This is a genomic window from Dyella acidiphila, assembly GCF_014863405.1.
In the GTDB taxonomy this organism is placed as follows: Bacteria; Pseudomonadota; Gammaproteobacteria; order Xanthomonadales; family Rhodanobacteraceae; genus Dyella_B; species Dyella_B acidiphila.
Window position 1 is genome coordinate 1 of the sequence record NZ_JACZZA010000011.1, and the last position, 18,532, is coordinate 18,532.

At 60.2% G+C, this 18,532-nt stretch carries 18 protein-coding genes; 16 read left to right on the forward strand and 2 right to left on the reverse strand.

Features of this window, described 5'->3' with window-relative positions:
- Window positions 1-746 precede the first annotated feature (746 nt).
- From IGX34_RS16255 to IGX34_RS16305, 11 genes are all read left to right on the forward strand, one after another.
- Window positions 747-1,514: a hypothetical protein gene (locus IGX34_RS16255; RefSeq protein WP_192556786.1), complete on the forward strand. Its 768-nt coding sequence runs from the start codon at window positions 747-749 to the stop codon at window positions 1,512-1,514.
- A gap of 145 nt (window positions 1,515-1,659) precedes the next feature.
- Window positions 1,660-2,559, forward strand: a complete 900-nt coding sequence (locus IGX34_RS16260) for an acyl-CoA desaturase (protein WP_425598804.1) — start codon at window positions 1,660-1,662, stop codon at window positions 2,557-2,559.
- A 2-nt stretch (window positions 2,560-2,561) separates the two neighbouring features.
- On the forward strand, window positions 2,562-3,830 hold the full coding sequence (locus IGX34_RS16265) for an NAD(P)/FAD-dependent oxidoreductase (RefSeq protein WP_192556788.1): 1,269 nt from the start codon (window positions 2,562-2,564) through the stop codon (window positions 3,828-3,830).
- Complete coding sequence (locus IGX34_RS16270) at window positions 3,830-4,609, forward strand: DUF1365 domain-containing protein (RefSeq protein WP_192556882.1); 780 nt, start codon at window positions 3,830-3,832, stop codon at window positions 4,607-4,609. The genes IGX34_RS16265 and IGX34_RS16270 overlap by 1 nt, the downstream gene beginning before the upstream one ends.
- On the forward strand, window positions 4,606-5,868 hold the full coding sequence (locus IGX34_RS16275) for an SAM-dependent methyltransferase (protein ID WP_192556789.1): 1,263 nt from the start codon (window positions 4,606-4,608) through the stop codon (window positions 5,866-5,868). Before IGX34_RS16270 ends, IGX34_RS16275 begins: the two co-directional genes overlap by 4 nt.
- A 12-nt stretch (window positions 5,869-5,880) precedes the next feature.
- Window positions 5,881-6,441 carry a DUF2878 domain-containing protein gene (locus tag IGX34_RS16280; RefSeq protein ID WP_192556790.1) on the forward strand — a complete coding sequence of 187 codons (561 nt, stop codon included), beginning with the start codon at window positions 5,881-5,883 and terminating at the stop codon, window positions 6,439-6,441.
- Window positions 6,438-7,238: a DUF1295 domain-containing protein gene (locus IGX34_RS16285; RefSeq protein WP_192556883.1), complete on the forward strand. Its 801-nt coding sequence runs from the start codon at window positions 6,438-6,440 to the stop codon at window positions 7,236-7,238. Before IGX34_RS16280 ends, IGX34_RS16285 begins: the two co-directional genes overlap by 4 nt.
- On the forward strand, window positions 7,235-8,320 hold the full coding sequence (locus IGX34_RS16290; RefSeq protein WP_192556791.1) for an SAM-dependent methyltransferase: 1,086 nt from the start codon (window positions 7,235-7,237) through the stop codon (window positions 8,318-8,320). Before IGX34_RS16285 ends, IGX34_RS16290 begins: the two co-directional genes overlap by 4 nt.
- Before the next feature lie 28 nt (window positions 8,321-8,348).
- Window positions 8,349-8,870: a lipocalin family protein gene (locus IGX34_RS16295; protein ID WP_225737543.1), complete on the forward strand. Its 522-nt coding sequence runs from the start codon at window positions 8,349-8,351 to the stop codon at window positions 8,868-8,870.
- A 131-nt stretch (window positions 8,871-9,001) separates the two neighbouring features.
- The gene (locus IGX34_RS16300; protein WP_192556792.1) at window positions 9,002-9,562 is read left to right on the forward strand and encodes a sigma-70 family RNA polymerase sigma factor; all 561 of its coding nucleotides are present in this window, start codon (window positions 9,002-9,004) and stop codon (window positions 9,560-9,562) included.
- Window positions 9,559-10,290, forward strand: a complete 732-nt coding sequence (locus IGX34_RS16305) for an anti-sigma factor (RefSeq protein ID WP_192556793.1) — start codon at window positions 9,559-9,561, stop codon at window positions 10,288-10,290. The genes IGX34_RS16300 and IGX34_RS16305 overlap by 4 nt, the downstream gene beginning before the upstream one ends.
- Window positions 10,291-10,455: 165 nt before the next feature.
- On the opposite strand, the gene IGX34_RS16310 is transcribed toward IGX34_RS16305, so the two are convergent.
- A complete protein-coding gene (locus tag IGX34_RS16310) occupies window positions 10,456-10,854 on the reverse strand; it encodes a DUF6632 domain-containing protein (RefSeq protein WP_192556794.1) in 399 nt (132 codons plus the stop codon).
- Window positions 10,855-11,122: 268 nt separating this feature from the next.
- A complete protein-coding gene (locus IGX34_RS16315; RefSeq protein WP_192556795.1) occupies window positions 11,123-12,442 on the reverse strand; it encodes a hypothetical protein in 1,320 nt (439 codons plus the stop codon).
- A 185-nt stretch (window positions 12,443-12,627) separates the two neighbouring features.
- On the opposite strand from IGX34_RS16315, the gene IGX34_RS16320 reads away from it, so the two are divergent.
- The 5 genes from IGX34_RS16320 to IGX34_RS16340 all read left to right on the forward strand — a co-directional run bounded on the left by IGX34_RS16320 (window position 12,628) and on the right by IGX34_RS16340 (window position 18,460).
- Window positions 12,628-13,053 (forward strand): winged helix-turn-helix transcriptional regulator, encoded by a 426-nt coding sequence (locus IGX34_RS16320; protein WP_192556796.1) that lies wholly within the window; start codon window positions 12,628-12,630, stop codon window positions 13,051-13,053.
- A 52-nt stretch (window positions 13,054-13,105) separates the two neighbouring features.
- Window positions 13,106-14,137, forward strand: coding sequence for a dihydroorotase (gene pyrC / locus IGX34_RS16325; protein ID WP_192556797.1), 1,032 nt, complete (start codon window positions 13,106-13,108; stop codon window positions 14,135-14,137).
- 252 nt (window positions 14,138-14,389) lie between these two features.
- Window positions 14,390-15,667, forward strand: a complete 1,278-nt coding sequence (gene tviB, locus IGX34_RS16330) for a Vi polysaccharide biosynthesis UDP-N-acetylglucosamine C-6 dehydrogenase TviB (RefSeq protein WP_192556798.1) — start codon at window positions 14,390-14,392, stop codon at window positions 15,665-15,667.
- 54 nt (window positions 15,668-15,721) lie between these two features.
- Window positions 15,722-16,732 carry an NAD-dependent epimerase gene (locus tag IGX34_RS16335; RefSeq protein WP_192556799.1) on the forward strand — a complete coding sequence of 337 codons (1,011 nt, stop codon included), beginning with the start codon at window positions 15,722-15,724 and terminating at the stop codon, window positions 16,730-16,732.
- 3 nt (window positions 16,733-16,735) lie between these two features.
- A complete protein-coding gene (locus IGX34_RS16340) occupies window positions 16,736-18,460 on the forward strand; it encodes a GMC oxidoreductase (RefSeq protein WP_338015495.1) in 1,725 nt (574 codons plus the stop codon).
- The last annotated feature ends 72 nt before the right edge of the window (window positions 18,461-18,532 follow it).

Genomic DNA, 18,532 nt, shown 5'->3' on the forward strand with positions numbered 1-18,532 from the left:
CAACACGGTTCGGCCGCATAGCGCGTTGAATTATCGGCCACCGGCTCCTGAAGCTGTCCTGCCAGCCATCCAGGATGTACATCTGAAGCTCGCTGCTTAAACTAACCCTACATCTGGACCAGTTAGTGCAGGCCACTCACGCCCGTCGAAAATTGATTCGCTACCTTCTGTTCTTGCGCCATGGGCGCCAGCGTGTTGCACGCGCACAACAAACAGGCTCCAAGCGAGGCCGCAGCTGCTTTGAAATGCATGAATCCCTTCCCCCTGTGAATGCCTGGCTTACATAAATCCAGTCAAAATAGCGTGACGAAATTAGCGATCTAGGTGTGAACTTCTTGTCAACGATGGCCTGACGCTCACGAGAGTGCCTCCTCCTCGGGCAACGAGCCGGGTCAGCAGCTCAGGTTGGTCACGGCCGACTTACCATAACAACCGCGCCAAACCGTGACTGCCACACATTAAATAAGAGTCATGCCCTGCAAAGACTTGACGTTACGAACGCCAAGGAGAAATTACAGATAAGCAATATGCACTGGTTAGGCGCTACGCCAACAGGCTTTTGCCATACCAGCGATAACCATCCCTAATCATCGGGCCTCGGCGACACCTCTCGGCAGCAAAGCTGAAATTCATCAAACCCGCTCACCGCCTCCCTAGCCGGCAAAGATAGCCGCCCCCTCTAGTGCATCCAAAGCAACCACCGCTCCGTATAAGCAGATATAGACCCTGCCGGAGTACGCCCAGTCATGCGGAATTATCCACGCAAAGCCTGGATCGCCATCTTTGCAGCCCTTCCATGGGTAGCCAATGCAACCGAAAATCTGCATTACCTTGGTATTGCGTACGACGCCCACAGCGGTCAAAAACTGTATCAGGAAGAGCACTTCGTGTTCGACCAAAACGATCAGCGTACGCGGCTGGTGCTCTACCGCTGTCCATCCGGCCAACCGTTTGCACGCAAATGGGTACGGGGTGCGGCGTCGGCTTCCGATCCAGATTTCGACCTTGTTGACGCGCGCACCGGCTACCGCGAAGGGGTATCCGGGCCGCCTGGTGCACGCAAGGTCTACGTCCAGGTAAACGACCATTCCCCGTTGCGATCGGCGCCGCTGGAGATGCCCGTTAACGCGGTCATCGATGCGGGGTTCGATGCCTATGTGCGCGATCATTTCGACAGCCTCGATCCGCAGGCACGCCTCGCCTTCCTGGTGCCGAGCCGGCTGGGCTATATGGACCTGCGCCTCACCGATACATCGTCCGCTGCAGGCAGGCGTCACATACGCCTGAGTCTCGATACCTGGTACGGCTTTGCCGCGCCCTCGATCAACCTGACCTATGACACGGCCGACCGGCGGCTGGTGCAATTTAAAGGTATCAGCAACATCCACGATGCAAGCGGCGGCAGCCAGACCGTACGGATCGAGTTTCCGGTCTCGGCGGAACAGCCAGCGCCCACCCCGCAGGACATCCGGCAGGCCGCCGGCCTTCCCCTGGTGAATCGATGCCCGCCGTGAGTCCCCGCGGGCGCAAAGTTTTTTGCATCCGCCGGGCGCCTTGCTCCGTATATCCCTGTAAGCCCCTCTTCTGGACACCCTCATGCAACGGCCTGAGCTTCCCGCCCGCCCCGTGGATCAGCCATCGCCCAGAGCGCTTGCATCCCTGCTCAACTGGTTCGACACGCAGGGCAGCCCGGATCGGGCCAATGCACTGGACTCCCGCATCGACTGGTTGCGCGCCGCGCCATTCGTGATTCTCCACCTGGCCTGCCTGGGCGTGTTCTGGGTAGGCGTATCGCCGGTTGCATTGGCGGTGGCCGCCTCGCTGTATGCGTTGCGCATGTTTGCCTTGACCGGCTTTTATCACCGCTACTTTTCGCATCGTGCTTTTCAGACCTCGCGCGCGGTGCAATTCACTTTTGCACTGATCGGCGCGGCATGCGTACAGCGAGGGCCGCTCTGGTGGGCCGCGCATCACCGCAACCATCATCGCCATGCCGATACGCAGCTGGACCCCCACTCGCCCACGGTGTTCGGGTTTCTCTGGAGCCATATGGGCTGGTTCCTGACGCCGCGTGCCTTTCACACCGACCTTGCTCGCGTTCCCGATCTGAGCCGCTACCCCGAACTGCGCTGGCTGGATCGTTATGACACCGCCGTACCCGTTGCACTCGCCGTGTTGCTGTATCTCTTCGGCGCCCTGCTGCATCGCTACGCACCGACGTTTGGCACCAGCGGTGGACAGATGCTGACCTGGGGATTCTTTATCTCCACCGTGGTGCTGTTTCACGCCACGGTGACGATCAACTCGCTGGCGCACCGCTTCGGCAGTCGTCGCTTTGACACCCGGGACGACAGTCGCAATAACGTGTGGCTCGCGCTGATCACGTTTGGTGAGGGCTGGCACAACAACCATCACTTCTATCCGGGCTCCGCACGGCAGGGTTTCCGGTGGTGGGAAATCGATCTCACCTGGTACGGCTTGCGGCTGCTCGCCGCGCTGGGGCTGGTGTGGAACCTTAAGCCGGTGCCGGCCTGGATCGAGAGCAAGGCGAGGTATTGAGCATGCGTATCGCCGTGATCGGATCCGGCATTGCCGGGCTGGCCAGTGCCTACCTGCTGTCGCGTTCGCAGGACGTCACCCTGTTTGAGGCCAACGACTACCTGGGTGGCCACACCCACACGCACGACGTACAGCAGGACGGGCAAGCCTATCGCATCGACACCGGCTTTATCGTCTTCAATCGCGCGCACTATCCGCTGCTGAGCCAGCTCTTCGACGAGCTGCGCGTGGAGAGCCAGGCCACCACGATGAGCTTCTCCGTCCAGAACGCCGCCACCGGCCTGGAATACAACGCTGGCACGCTCGGCCAGTTGTTCTGCCAGCGACGCAATCTGTGGTCGCCACGCTTCCTGGGCATGGTACGCGACCTGATGCGTTTTTATCGTGAAGCACCCGCATTGTTGGAGCAGGACCGATCGAACCAGACCCTAGGCGATTACCTCGCCGAACATCGCTATGGCGAGGCCTTCCGTGATGATCACCTGGTGCCGGTGGCCTCGGCGCTGTGGTCATCGCCTTCCGCACAGATCCTGTCGTTTCCGGTGCGCTACCTGGTGCAGTTCATGGCCAATCACCAGATGTTGCAGATCGCCGACCGTCCGCCCTGGCGCGTCGTGCAAGGTGGCTCGAACACCTATGTCACCGCGATGCGGAAACACTGGCGTGTGCGCGAACGCCTTGCGTGTCCGGTCACTTCGATAAGACGCCACGACAACAGGGTGGATGTCGCCACACCTTACGGAACCGAAGCGTTCGATCACATCGTGCTCGCCTGTCACAGCGACCAGGCGCTTGCGCTGCTCGCCGACGCCAGTCCGGCCGAGCGCGATGTGCTCGGCGCCATCCGCTATCAGGCCAACGACACGGTGCTGCACACCGATGCTTCCCTGCTGCCTCGCCGCCGCAAAGCCTGGGCGGCGTGGAATGCGTATGTGCCAGCAGGCAAAGATCAGGCTTGCACGGTCAGCTATTGCATGAACCTGCTACAGGGCGTTTCGTCGCCGCGCCCGTTTGTCGTCACGCTCAATCGCACCGAGGCCATCGATCCAGCACACATCCTGCGCCGGATGACGTATCACCATCCGGTTTACGATGTAGCGGCGGTCGCTGCGCAAAAGCGCAAGTCCGAGATTCAGGGTCGGCGCCGAACCTGGTTTGCCGGTGCGTACTGGGGGTGGGGATTCCATGAAGACGGCATGCGCAGTGCGGCGGATGTCGTCGCCGAGATACAGCGCCTGGATGCTGCTGCACACACGCAGGCCGCCGCGTGATGCCCCCGACACTCGCCAGCGCCGTATACGAAGGCCAGGTGACGCACCGGCGCCATCGGCCGCATGCGCATGCCTTTACCTATCGCATGGCGCAGCTCTATCTGGATCTGGACGAGCTGGATCACGTGTTCGAAGGCCACCGTCTGTGGTCGGCGGATCGACGCAACCTCGCCGAGTGGCGGCGCAGCGATTATCTGGGTCCGACCGACCTGCCCTTGGCTGAAGCAGTCCGGCAACGATTCGCCGAACGCACCGGCAAAAAGCCGGGCGGACCGGTACGCATGCTGGCGCATCTGCGCTATGCGGGCTATGTCTTCAACCCGGTCGCTTTCTATTACTGCTATGCCAGCGATGGCGTCACGCTGGATGGCATCGTGGCGGAAATCACCAATACGCCATGGCATGAACGTCACGCCTATGTATTGCCGGTGGCCGAGGCCGAGCAACACGGCCGCGCACTGCATTGGCACTTCGACAAAGGCTTCCACGTATCACCCTTCATGGCCATGCAGCGTCGCTACGACTGGCGCTTTACGCCGCCCGCCGACGATCTGCGCGTGCATATGAAGGTACTGGCCGAACAAGAACCGGATTTCGACGCCACGCTGGCCTTGACGCGCCGGCCGCTGGATAGCGCATCGCTCGCACGCGTGCTGTGGCGCTTTCCGCTAATGACCGCGCAAGTCGTCGGCGCCATCCACTGGCAGGCGCTGCGACTGTGGCTGAAGCGCAATCCGGTTTACGACCACCCCCCCTCCAAGCTCAGGGATCTCTCATGAACGAGCTCGCCTCTTCCGCACTTCGCTCATCCACCACAGCTTCCACGCAGGGCCGCTTTCTGCGCGACCGTGTTGTCGCCAGCCTGCAGGGCCTGCGGCACGGCAAGCTCGTCCTGCACGATGCATGGGGCGACGTGGAGCTGGGCAACACTTCCAACGATTCGCCGACGGTGCACGTGACGGTCAGCGACGCCATGTTCTACCGCGCCGTGGCCATGCAAGGCAGCGTGGGCGCCGGCGATGCCTACGGTGACGGTCTCTGGTATTGCGATGACCTGGTCGGGCTGGTACGTCTGCTGGTACGCAACCGCGATCTGCTGGACGGTATGGAAAGTGGCGTGGCCCGGCTGGGCGGCGCGGTGCTCAAGCTATGGCATGCAAGGCGGCGCAATACCCATGCCGGCAGCCGCCGCAACATTGCGCAACATTACGATCTCGGCAATGACTTTTTCCGCTGCTTTCTTTCGCCCGACATGATGTATTCGTCGGCCTTGTGGGCCGATGACGGCAACACGCTGGAGCAGGCCTCGGCCCACAAGCTCGATGTCATATGCCGCAAGCTCGGCCTGCAGCCAGGCATGCACGTGGTGGAAATCGGCACCGGCTGGGGCGGCTTCGCCATCCACGCCGCCAGGCACTACGGCTGCCATGTCACCACCACCACGATTTCCCGCGAACAGCATGCGTACGCGGCGGAGCGCGTACGCGAAACCGGGCTAAACGAGCAGGTCACGCTGTTGCTCAAGGACTACCGCGACCTGCAAGGCAACTACGATCGCCTGGTATCCATCGAGATGATCGAGGCGATTGGCGCGCCGTACCTCACTACCTACTTTGCCAAGCTCACCCAACTGCTCAAGCCCGATGGACTCGCGCTGATCCAGGCCATCACCATCGAAGATCATCGCTACCGGCAGGCGCTCAAGGTGGTGGATTTCATCAAGCGGCATGTGTTTCCCGGCAGCTTTATTCCTTCCATCAGCGCCATGCTGGAAGCCAAGACCAAGGCCAGCGACCTGGCGCTGGTCCATCTGGAGGATTTCGGTCTCTCTTACGCGCAAACCCTGCATGCATGGCAAGAACGCTTCCAGAGCTCTTTGAAAAACGTGCGCGCGCAAGGTTTCGACGAACGATTTATCCGCCTGTGGGAGTTTTACCTGGCGTATTGCGAAGGCGGTTTTCGCGAGCGTTCGATCGGCGTATCGCACCTCCTGTTGGCGCGACCGCAGGCGCGGCCTTCGCAGCCGCGTTGGACCTGACAGGCCGTTCGCATGATGCGCTGGATCAACTTCATCGCTTATCAGCTGGTGTGGTTTGCCGCCGTTATCGGCGCCGCTCATGGCCTGATATGGCCAGCGCTTCTGGCCAGTGCGGCCTTCGTGTCATCCCAGTTAGCTTTGGCGCCGAGCCGCTCGACAGAATGGCGCCTGCTCGGCATGGCGCTGATCTTCGGCGTGTTGATCGATGGCGTTGCGGCACGCATGGGCTGGGCACATTACGCCACGCCGTCGCCGGCCATTCCCGCGCACGGTGCGCCGGTGTGGATTCTGGTGTTGTGGTTGTCTTTTGCGATGACCGTCAACCAAAGCCTGGCCTATCTTCGTGATCGCTGGTGGCTGGCATTGGCCTTCGGCGCGATCGGCGCACCGCTGGCATATCTGGGTGCGCAGCGTGGATGGCACGCGGTCGATTTCCCGCATCCGGCGTGGCGCGGACTGATCTGGTTGAGCGTGTGCTGGGCGATCGCCTTGCCGTTGCTGGGTGTCTGCGCACGTCGGTTTTCCTTGGCCACTCGCAACGCACATATTTCTGCTGGAGCCCAGCATCGATGAGCATCTCACTGCAATTGAGCATCCTGCTCGCCGTCATGGTGATCGTCATGGCGTTTGGATGGCGCTGGCAAAAGCGCCATAGCAATGCAGGCATCGTGGATGTGCTGTGGTCGATCGGCGTCGGTTTAGGTGCCGTGTGGATGGCATGGAGTGGTACGGGCGCGCCATGGCCGCGATACACGATGGCGCTGCTCGGTGCTGCGTGGGCGGCACGGCTTGCCTGGCACTTGGCGCGCCGCGTGCTGCATGAAGCGGAGGACGGTCGTTATCGCTACCTTCGATCGCACTGGCAAGGCCATCAAGGGAAGTTCTTTTTATTCTTCGAAGGCCAGGCCGTGCTGGTGGTGCTGTTCGCCTTGCCGTTTGTCGCGGTTGCACGCAATCCCGTAAGTGCCGTGACGCCGACACTGATCCTGGGCGTAATCATCTGGATCATCGCCGTTGCCGGCGAAACCAGCGCCGACCGGCAACTGGCCCGATTCCGCAGCAACCCCATGCACAGCGGCAAGACTTGTCGCGAAGGCTGGTGGCGCTATTCGCGGCATCCCAATTACTTCTTTGAATGGCTGCACTGGTTCGCCTATGTCGCGCTGGCGTGGGGATCGCCGCTGGCGTGGCTGGCATGGTCGGGGCCGATCGTCATGTATGTGTTTCTGCGCTGGATCAGCGGCGTGACCTTTACGGAAGCCCAGGCCCTGCGCAAACGGGGTGACGACTACCGCGACTATCAACGCACCACGCCGATGTTCATGCCGTGGTTTCCCAGATCCCCTACTTCTTCCAAGGAGGCCTCATGACCACCACCGCCGCAGCCCAAGACATGCCGCGCCCCGAACAGGCGGCAGCAGGCTTGCTGGGCCTGGCTGAGCGCGGGCTGCTACCGGATGCCGTGGTGCGCCTGGGCATCCGCCGGCTTTGCGCGCAACGGCTGCGCGAAGAATCTGCGCAGGGCGTAACCGCGGAGTCGGCGCAGTATCAGCAGCGCATCGACTTGCTGCGTCACAGCCCGGTAGCTATCCACACCGACGCGGCCAATGCGCAGCACTACGAATTGCCCGCAGCGTTCTTCCGGGCATGCCTGGGGCCGCGCATGAAATACTCGTCGTGCTACTACCCCACCGGCAACGAGACGCTGGCGCAGGCGGAAGAAGCGATGCTGGAACTGTACGGCGAACGCGCTCAACTGTGCGACGGACAGGACATTCTGGAATTGGGCTGTGGCTGGGGATCGCTAACGCTATGGATGGCCGAGCGCTATCCAAGCGCGCGCATCACCGCAGTATCCAACTCGCATTCCCAACGCACGCATATTCAGACGGTGTGCGCTGCACGCGGTCTTTCCAACGTCAAGGTCATCACTACTGACGTGAACACGCTGGCGCTCGATGTCGAAGCCTTCGACCGCTGTGTTTCGATCGAAATGTTCGAACACATGCGCAACTACGAAACCTTGCTGGCCCGCATTGCGAGCTGGCTGCGACCGGGCGGCAAGTTGTTCGTACATATCTTTGCGCACCAGACCCTGCTCTACACGTTCGAGACGGAGGGCGACACCAACTGGATGGGCCGTCACTTCTTTACCGGCGGCCTGATGCCCTCGGTGGATACCTTGCTGTGGTTCCAGCGCGACCTGAGCCTGGAAAAGCGCTGGAAGGTGGACGGCCGCCATTACCAGCGAACGGCCAACGACTGGCTGGCCAACCAGGACGCCAACAACACCGAAGTGATGCGCTCCCTGGTCAAAGCCTATGGCCGTGAACACGCCGACCTGTGGTGCCAGCGCTGGCGGATGTTCTGGATGGCCTGCGCGGAGCTGTTCGGCTATGACTCAGGCCAGCAGTGGCTGGTCGCGCACTATCTGTTTTCGCGGCAGGAGTGACGTGGTGAACATCTTGCGTAACGCTGCCATGTCCTGCGCTGTTGCCGTGATCGGGTTGGCCGGTTGCACGGCAGTGCAGCCCATGCCACACGTGGCACAGGTAGACCTGCCCCGCTACATGGGCCGCTGGTATGTCATTGCGTCGATTCCAAGCTTTCCCGAACGCCATGCCTACAACGCGGTGGAGTCATACACCCTGCTTGCCGACGGCCGCATTGCCACCGACTTCCGCTACCGCAACGCCAGCTTCGCTGCGCCGGTGAAAACCATGCATCCCGTCGGGACGGTGCAGCCCGGCACTGGCAACGCGGTCTGGGGTGAACAGTTTGTCTGGCCGATCAAGGCCGAATACGTCATCGCCTACCTGGACAGCGACTACCGCACCGTTATCGTCGGCCGCAGCAAGCGTGACTATGTGTGGATCATGGCGCGCACACCAACGCTGCCGGAGCATGACTACGCCCAACTCGTCAGCAAGGTCGCTGAGCTGGGCTACGACACCGGCAAGCTGCGCCGGGTGCCCCAGCAATGGCCGGAAGCGACGCCGTGACATTGACGTTTTCTGCACATGAAAGCCGCGCCGGCCGCTGCCAGACACGCCGGCCTTCATGCTATAGATGGCGCCGTGTTTCCAGGCGTCGCTCACTCGCAGGCTTTCCAACCCTCCAGGATTCTTTGCCCATGAGTGTTACCCGTACTGTCGATCAGGAAGAGCTCGACCGATTGCTGCAACGCGTTGGCGATCACGATCGCGAGGCATTTGCCGAGCTCTATCGCCGATCGTCGCCGCGCCTGTACGGGGTATGCCTCAGGATGCTCACGGATCCGCGCGAGGCCGAAGAAGTGCTGCAGGAAGCCTATGTTTCCATCTGGCAGCGTGGCGCCACCTTCGAGCCGGGCCGTGCCGGTGCCATGACCTGGATGGTGTCGCTGGTGCGTAACAAGGCCATCGACCGGTTGCGCCAACATGCAAACGTGCAGCTGGATCATGACTTCGCCATCGACAGCATCGCCGACGACGAGCCCACACCAGTGGCCACGGTGGAAAGCCATCAATCCTACCGGCGCCTGGAAGAATGCCTGCAGGAGCTGGATGTGCATCAACGCCGTTCGATCCGCGAAGCGTTTTTCAGCGGCAACACCTACCACGAACTGGCGCACCGGGCGCAGGTACCCCTCGGCACCATGAAGAGCTGGATCCGCCGTGGCCTGCTGCAACTTCGCACGTGCCTTGAAACATGAATACGCATAACGACGACGATCGAAATAATCTCCGTTACGCCGAATACGTGCTCGGTGTGCTGGACGCGGATACCCGCGCAGCTGTGGCACGCGAGGTGATTGAAAACGTAGAAGCCGCCACTGCCGTGGCACGCTGGCAACGTCACCTGATTCCGTTGACGGATACGCTGCCGGATGCAGCACCGCCGGCACATGTATGGAGCCGCATCACGCAAAGCCTGAAATGGAGCGAAGCGCGTCAGCCCGCGCCGCGTCGTTCGTTGCTTGAAAGTCTGCGCTTATGGCGATGGATCGGCGTGGGTGCGTCGGTACTCGCTGCGGCATGCGTCGTGGTGCTTATCCGCACCATGGCTGTGCCGACGCCGCAGATCGTGGCGAACACCGTGATGGTGTCGAGCATCAGGCAGACCAATGGCGTGGTCGGCTGGACCGCCACCATGGATCTGTCGCGCAAGGAAATGATTGTGGTCGCCGCCAGCCCGACGGCTTACACGAAAGATCGCAGCACGCAGCTCTGGCTGATTCCCCACGGCGGAAAACCCATTTCCGTGGGCGTATTCAAGCCAAACGACACCAACGTCATGTCGCTATCTCCTTCGCTACTTTCCCAACTCGGCCCGACTGCAATTCTCGCGGTATCGCTGGAGCCGCCGGGTGGTTCGCCGACCGGACAACCTACTGGTCCAGTCGTCGCACAAGGCCAGATCGGAGCCGCGCCTGATGTCTAGGCACACTTGAATGGCTCAGCTCTGTGTTGGTGCTCCATTAATCGACGTTGTCAGTTGCCAACAACTGCACTTACTCGTCGCAGTTAAGTGTGCCAGTAAAAAGCGTACTGTCTGGTTTGGCGCTGGCAGCGAGGCTGATCACCACGCAACGCATGCGGCGGATACTTAGGCCGTTTTAGCAAGAGCAGCGTCTTTTGCCCTGGGGGTCAGTACTGCGAGTACGGCCGCCACAATGAAAAGCGCAGGAATGTCTCCCATGAGATGACCGTGATTCATGGGGCTAGCCAATGCTTGGAAAGCCATGATTGCGCCGTGCACCACGCTGGACCAGACCGTAAACCAGATGAGGCTGAGATGAGCTAGAGGGTTGCGGGAGGCCAAAAGCAAAAATACGCCAAGCGTTGCGTAGACACCTACGATCATCAGAGGGTAGTCGGAATGACCGGTATGCCATGTCCAGCCGGATGGCCAGACCATCATCAGCAGATAGATGCCAGCGATAAATGTGATACCAACTAATACCAGCACAATTCGAAGATACTTAAGGCGAATGGACTCGTTCACCGCGTTCTCCTTTTCAGTGATGGCCTGGTGGCCGGTGGCTCAGCTGATTGCACAAGGTCGATATGAATCTCACGTTGCGGCCTGACTACCGAATCTACGCCCCCGACGTCCGGTTATCCATGTTGCGACACGCGGCATGGGCCGCAGCGCTACCTCAGGATTCCGCAGCAACTCTCCCCAGCCAAATCTGGCTAACGCGCTCGAGTATAGCCAGACCTAGCTGGAGTGTTGATTCCGCTACCTTGGTGCTTTTCCAGCCACCACGCGCTTAAAGTCTGCCCGCCATTCCTTGCAGGAGCTGGCCGCCGCCTCCGGATTTCTTCAAAAGCCGTTTGACAGCGTCCGCTGCGGGAAAATTGGATTCCAGGCAATCAGGCGCGGCCTGTGCAATCGATTCACCCATGCCCTGCTTCACAGGGGTCGCTAGAAAGGCGTGCATCTCGCCCTGGTGCGGGCCGCTGCATACGATGGCCATGCCTCCGATTTGTCCGCGGTTGTTGATCTTGGCGGCGAAGGTCGCGAACAGGTTGGAGCTGGCAGGGAACTGTGTGTTGAGATCGGTCATTACGCCGTTCTGCCAGATAAAGGCATGCGACCAGTAGAAGTTGGCGTTCCACTCCCCTCCTACTACCTGGCCCTCGTTGTTGTTGCCGAAAGCTATGCCCGCAGCATCCCCCGGCAGCAGTCCGAGCACGGTAGTGAGTTTGGTGGTGCCTGTGCCTTTGACGATCTGCCAAATCGCCCCAGTTTGGGTGCTTCCGTCAGCACTACCGACGGTTCCGACAATTTCGCCTTGGTTGTTGATGTTCTCGGCGAAACCGCCGGTTCCGAGGTCCGCAAGCGCAGACGCGGTTCGGTTTTCCCACACGATGCCGTGAATGGGGCCGCTGCAGTTTCCCGAGTAGCCGACGGCCTCACCACGATCGTTGATCCAAAATGCGAATCCGTCGGGATCACGGTCTACCGTAGGAAGAGCGTGGGCGTTGCCGTTTTCCCACAACACCGGCAATTGAACCCGATTATTCATGGTGCCTGGCTGGCATGAGGCGTCCACGGCCCCGTTTTCTGCCATGCCAACGATTTGCCCAAGGTTATTGATTGCGCTCGCCTCCCCGTTATTGCCGCCTAGTGTCGGGAGGGCGCTCATATGGAAGGGCTGCCAAAGAAACGGAAGGCACGTAAGGTGAGTGCCGAATCCGCAAATGTCTTCGCCATTGGGGTCGGGAACAGCCGTTTCGGAATCACCCACTACCTGGGCGAAGTCGTTGATCTCGCCAAAGTTCATCCAACTGTTCGGTCCTCCGAGCGTGCCGAGGTCGAGATAATGTCCGTCGACATTGATCAGTGCGCGCCCGTTTAAAGGTACCCCGGATAACGAATCTCCCTGCCCCGGCAGAAAGTTGCCAGCCATAATCTCTGACCAGCCCTCATCGTTGACGGACATGATCATTGAATAATTGTCGTTCTTCGGAACGCCCAGATCGGTCACTTGATAGCTCACTTGAGCGGACGCATGGCCAAAATAGGTCAGAGCAAAAATCGTAGCGCATGGTATCCAGAGCTTATGCAGCTGCTTGAACATGTTCATGTTTTTGCCTCCCACGAAGTTTCAGTCCCACCCCCAGGTTCCTGACGACGCAGCGTTAGGCGCGAGTGCCCGCTGGACGGATCTCGCGGCATAACAACCAGTACACTGATACAACTGGTTAGATTATGCAACTGGTTTTAAAGTCGTAGAATGGGGCTGAAACGGCCACTCAAGTGGGAAGCAGCGTGCGTACGAGTCACCGATCCGAATGCGTCATCAACCAAGCGCTCGAAGTGCTTGGCGATCAATGGACCCTGCTCGTCATTCGCGACATCGTTTTCGTCAATCGAAGGCATTTCCGCGAACTGCTGACCCAATCGGTGGAGGGGGTCGCATCGAATATCCTCGCCGACCGGCTTCGAAAGCTTGTCCAGGAAGGCATCATTACCAAGTCCGATGACCCGACGCATAAACAGAAGGCGATTTATAGCCTTACGGAGAAAGGCATCGCACTGGTTCCTCTTCTGTTGGAAATGGCTGCATGGGGAAACGAGTATTTGCCCACTTCCAAGTTGCAGGGTCTGGCGCGCACCTTGAAAGAAGGTGGACCTGAACTGCGCGCAGAATTTATGAATGAGCTTCGAAAAACACACCTTCCGGCATCAGAATGAGCTGCTGAGCTACTGCCGGCTTTATAGACATCAATCAGGAGATTCGTAATCAATGACGACGGTTTCAATCCGAAAGCCCGATGATTGGCATGTCCATCTTCGCGATGGCGCTCAGCTTACGCAGACCGTCGCGGCAACGGCACGTAGCTTCGCGCGCGCCATCGTCATGCCGAATTTGGTTCCGCCGGTCTGCACCGTGGAAGCTGCCCGCCAATACCGTGACCGGATCCGCTCCGTCATCCCGTCGGGCACCTCATTCCACCCGTTGATGACCTGCTATCTAACCGATGGCATCGACCCTGCCGAAGTGGCCGCGGGCTACGCAGACAACGTATTTGCCGCGTGCAAGCTCTACCCGGCTCACGCCACCACGAATGCATCTCATGGCGTAACCGACGTTCGCCGAATCCATCCGGTACTGGCGACGATGGAAAAGATCGGTATGCCGCTGCTCATCCATGGCGAGGTGACGGATGCAGATGTGGATGTATTCGATCGCGAGCTTGTCTTTATTGAGCGCGTGCTTACCTCGATCGTGCGGGATTTTCCCGGGCTCAAGATCGTACTGGAGCACATCACCACAGCCGAGGCGGTCGATTTCATCAGGGAGGGCGGTAATCAGGTCGCAGCAACCATCACGCCCCATCATCTGGTGATAAATCGCAACGCGATGTTCCAGCGCGGGTTGCGCCCGCATGCTTACTGCTTGCCAGTGGCGAAGCGCGAAAGGCATCGCATCGCCCTACGCAAAGCGGCGACTTCCAACTCGCCCCAATTCTTCCTCGGAACGGACTCTGCACCGCATCCGCGCGCGATGAAAGAATCCGCTTGTGGCTGCGCGGGGATATTCAATGCACCGGTTGCGCTCGAAGTGTATGCGCACGTGTTCGATGAGGAAGGTGCGCTCGATCGCCTTGAGGCCTTTGCCTCCGAATACGGCCCCCGTTTCTACGGGCTACCCCTCAATCCCGACAGGATCACGCTGGAGCGCAACCCCTGGCAGGTGCCTGATGTCGTGGATGTCGGCGGCCAAGACGTGGTGCCCTTTCTAGCCGGAGAAACCTTGGCCTGGCGCCTCCAATAGCGTTGCTCATCGCAGAGTCCTTGCCAAGGATGGCGAGCGCGACATTGACCTTGATCGACTTAATCGCCTGGCATGGCCGGTGATGTGGTGTTGGCAGATAGGTGGCGCAATACCGACCTGTCCCTGCTAACCGCCCTATCCATATAGCGGCAAAAAGAAGCAGTTGCAGACAATCCGCGACTGATGTCAACTGCGCAGGTTGGCCGGCCGATCCATTTTTTACCAGGAAGTACCGACGATCAGGGGGCGCGTATGCGGAAGCTGGAGAACACCAGGCTCGCCATTATTGGACTTGGCTATGTCGGCTTGCCGTTAGCCGTCGAGTTTGGCAAGCACTACGACACGATCGGTTTCGACATCAATAAAGGGCGTGTCGACGAACTGCGTGCCGGCCATGACAGCACGCTGGAAGTCAGCGCTGCCGAACTGGTCGAGGCCACGCGATTGCGGGTCAGTGCGGATCTGGCCGACCTGGCCGAATGCAACACGTATATCGTTACCGTGCCGACGCCGATCGACAATGCCAAGCGCCCCGATCTCACGCCATTGGTCAAGGCGAGCGAGACGCTTGGCAAGGTGCTGGCGGCGGGTGACGTGGTGGTCTACGAATCAACCGTATACCCGGGCTGCACCGAGGAAGTTTGCATTCCCATCCTTGAAAGAGGATCGGGCCTGGTTTACAACCGCGACTTCTTCGCCGGCTACAGTCCCGAGCGCATCAATCCTGGGGATAAACAGCATCGCGTCACCAGCATTCTCAAAGTCACGTCCGGCTCCACCCCGGAAACCGCGGATTTTGTCGATAGCCTGTATGGTTCCGTAATCACCGCCGGCACCCACAAGGCGAGTTCGCTGAAGGTGGCCGAGGCGGCCAAGGTGATCGAGAACACCCAGCGCGATCTCAATATTGCGCTGGTCAACGACCTGGCCATCCTGTTCAACAAGCTCGGTATCGACACGCTTGAAGTGCTGCAGGCGGCCGGTACGAAGTGGAATTTCCTGCCGTTCCGGCCCGGCCTCGTCGGTGGCCATTGCATCAGTGTCGACCCGTATTACCTCACGCATAAGGCACAGGAAGTCGGACACCATCCGGATGTCATTCTTGCCGGGCGCCGGACCAACGACGGCATGGGTCCCTATGTCGCCAGCGAAGTGATCCGCTTGATGGTGCGCAAAGGCATCAATCCGGTGAACGCCCGCATCCTGGTGCTTGGCCTGGCGTTCAAGGAAAATTGTCCCGACCTGCGCAACACGCGCGTGGTGGATATCACCAAGGCGCTTTCCGGTTACAACGCGCAGGTTGATGTTCACGACCCCTGGGTCAGCACCGCCGAGGCGGTGCACGAATATGCGATCACGCTCGTGAGCCAGCCTCAGGCAGGTACTTACGATGCGGTCATCATCGCAGTCGGGCATCGGGAATTCGTCGCCATGGGTGCGGAGGGCATACGGGCCCTTGGCAAGCCGACATCGGTGATTTATGACGTGAAATATGTGCTCCCGCGTGAAGCGGTCGACGGGCGCCTTTAGTAGCGCCCTTAGGTCAGCACCATTGCCTTAACGGCCTTAACAGGATGTCATGCCATGAAAGTGCTCGTCACCGGCACGGCCGGGTTTATCGGCTCGCATGTTGCACTCAAGCTGCTTGAGCGCGGCGACGAGGTCATCGGTTTTGACAATCTCAACGATTATTACGACGTCAATTTGAAAAAAGCGCGCCTGGCGCGATTCATCGAACATCCGCGCTACACGCATATCCATGCCGACCTTGCTGATCGCGATGCAGTGGAAAAGACTTTCGCATCGCACCGGCCGCAGCGCGTCATCAACCTCGCTGCGCAAGCGGGCGTGCGTTACGCCGCGGAAAATCCGCACGTTTACGTTTCCAGCAATGTCACCGGTTTTTTGCATATCCTCGAAGGCTGCCGTCGGCATTCCGTGGAGCATCTGGTTTTTGCCTCGACAAGTTCGGTCTACGGCGCCAACACCGCGATGCCCTTCTCCGAACACCAATCGGCCGAACATCCGCTCACGCTTTACGCCGCCACCAAGAAAGGCAACGAGCAGATGGCGCACAGCTATGCGCATTTGTATGGCATTCCCAGCAGCGGGCTGCGCTTCTTTACGGTTTACGGGCCGTGGGGCCGTCCTGACATGGCGCTGTTCCTGTTCACCAAAGCCATGCTTGCCGGCGAGCCGATCCGGGTTTTCAACCACGGCAAGCACAAGCGAAGTTTTACCTACGTCGACGATATCGTTGAGGGCGTTGTGCGTACCCTGGATCGCGTACCCGGCAAAAACCCCCACTGGAATGGTGCCGCACCGGATCCGGCCAGTAGCGGCGTGGCGCCGTATCGGCTGTACAACATCGGCAACGAGCAGCCGGTGGAACTGCTTCATTACATCGAGGTGCTTGAGCAGTGCCTGGGCCGCAAGGCAAAGATGGAGATGCTCCCTTTGCAGGCTGGCGATGTGCCGGACACCGAAGCCGATGTAACAGAATTGATACAGTCCGTTGGCTATGCGCCAAAAATTTCTGTAGCCACGGGCATCGCCAACTTCGTAAGCTGGTATAGGGATTATTACCGCGAGTAGCTTGTGCAGCTCGCCGTGGCGCACGCCAATGTGAGCATCGGGGGCGAAGTGATCATTGACTACCTGGATGGTTCGGCCGCACCGGCCATTGACGCGGACCTCTGCATCATCGGCGCTGGCGCCGCCGGCATTGCGATCGCACGGCATTTCATCGGCACATCGATCACCGTATGCCTGATCGAAGGCGGCGGCGCCACCGGCGAAGAGCAGAGCCAGGCCTTGTACGAAGGCCTGTCGATCGGCACCCTGCCCTTCGACGCAGGCACGTCACGCATGCGCGTATTCGGCGGCAGCTGCAACTTATGGGGCGGCGGTTGCATTCCATTTGGCCGTCACGACTTAGTTGCACGGGATTGGGTGCCGCACAGCGGCTGGCCCATCGGCTACGACGAACTGAAGCCCTATTACGAGCGCGCACGCGAGTATTGCCAGATCGATGCGCACGATTTCGCCGACGGGTCATTTCTGGCGCCGCTCGCCCATGATCCGATCGCTTTCGACGCCGACAAACTGATCAATCAGGTCTTTGCACGCAGCCCGATCCTGTTCGGTAAGGCTTATCGGGAGCAACTGGACAAGGCACCGAATATCACGGTTTTGCTGCATGCAAACCTGCTCGAACTGTGTGCATCGGCCAATGCGGACACGATTAGCCACGCGCGCATCGGCACGATCGATGGGCGCACGGGCATGGTGCGGGCAGAACGCTATGTGCTGGCCTGCGGCGGCATCGAAAATGCACGCATGCTGCTGCTATCCAATGCCCTCATGCCTACCGGCCTGGGCAACCGCCATGATCTTGTCGGTCGCTATTTCATGGACCATCCCTGCGGCAGCATGGGTGCGATTGTCACCGCTGCGCCGGAGCGGCTCACGCGGCCTTATGACCGAAACCTCGGCAAAGGCCTTGCACCGGCGTTTCCCGAAATCGGCTTGTCGCAGGCATTCCAGAAAGCGCAGCGCATCTTGAATGGACGCGTACATCCGTTTGCCGTCGAAGGCCCTGTTCCGCAGGGCATTCGGTCTCTGCGCGATTTGCGCGCCGCTTTACGGCCGACCGAGCAGGACGAAAATGCGCTGCTCGAAGCCCGCCTTTGCGCCGCACTGCGAAATGCGCCAGCCACGGACGATGACATGCGCGAACGCAACGCCAATATTGCGATGTTGGCGCTGCGCGTCGGGCTTGGCTCTCCGGATATCGCCAGGGCGGCACTGCAAAAACTGCGACGCAGACCTACCGTGCGCAGCAATCGGGTCGAACTGATCGGATATTTCGAACAGGCGCCGAACCCCGATAGTCGCATCACGCTCGCCCACGAACGGGATCCGTTGGGCTTGCCGAAGGTCTGCGCCGACTGGCGGATTACCGCGCTCGACCGGCATACCTATCGAATGGCGGCATCGGTGTTCGGCGCCGAGCTGGCCCGCGTCAGCGGAGGGAGCTACCAGCCTGCTGCCTGGTTGAGCGACGACGACAACGCAACCGCCCAGGTCCACACGACTGCGCATCACCTGGGTACGACACGCATGGCCGACGATCCGCGGCAAGGTGTCGTCGACCGCCAGTGCCGCGTGCATGGCATCGACAATCTGCATATTGCGGGAAGCTCGGTATTCCCCACCGGTGGCTGGGCGTTTCCCACCTTTACGGTGGTCGCGCTCGCCCTGCGGCTTGCCGATCGGCTGAGTGCGCAGATCCGCACTGCCGCCCTGTCCGAGGCGATATAAGCCGCTCCTCTATCCCGCTTTCGGAGCGGGAGGAGCCTACCCGCCGCTTCGTGGAAAAGTGCACGCCGCCAA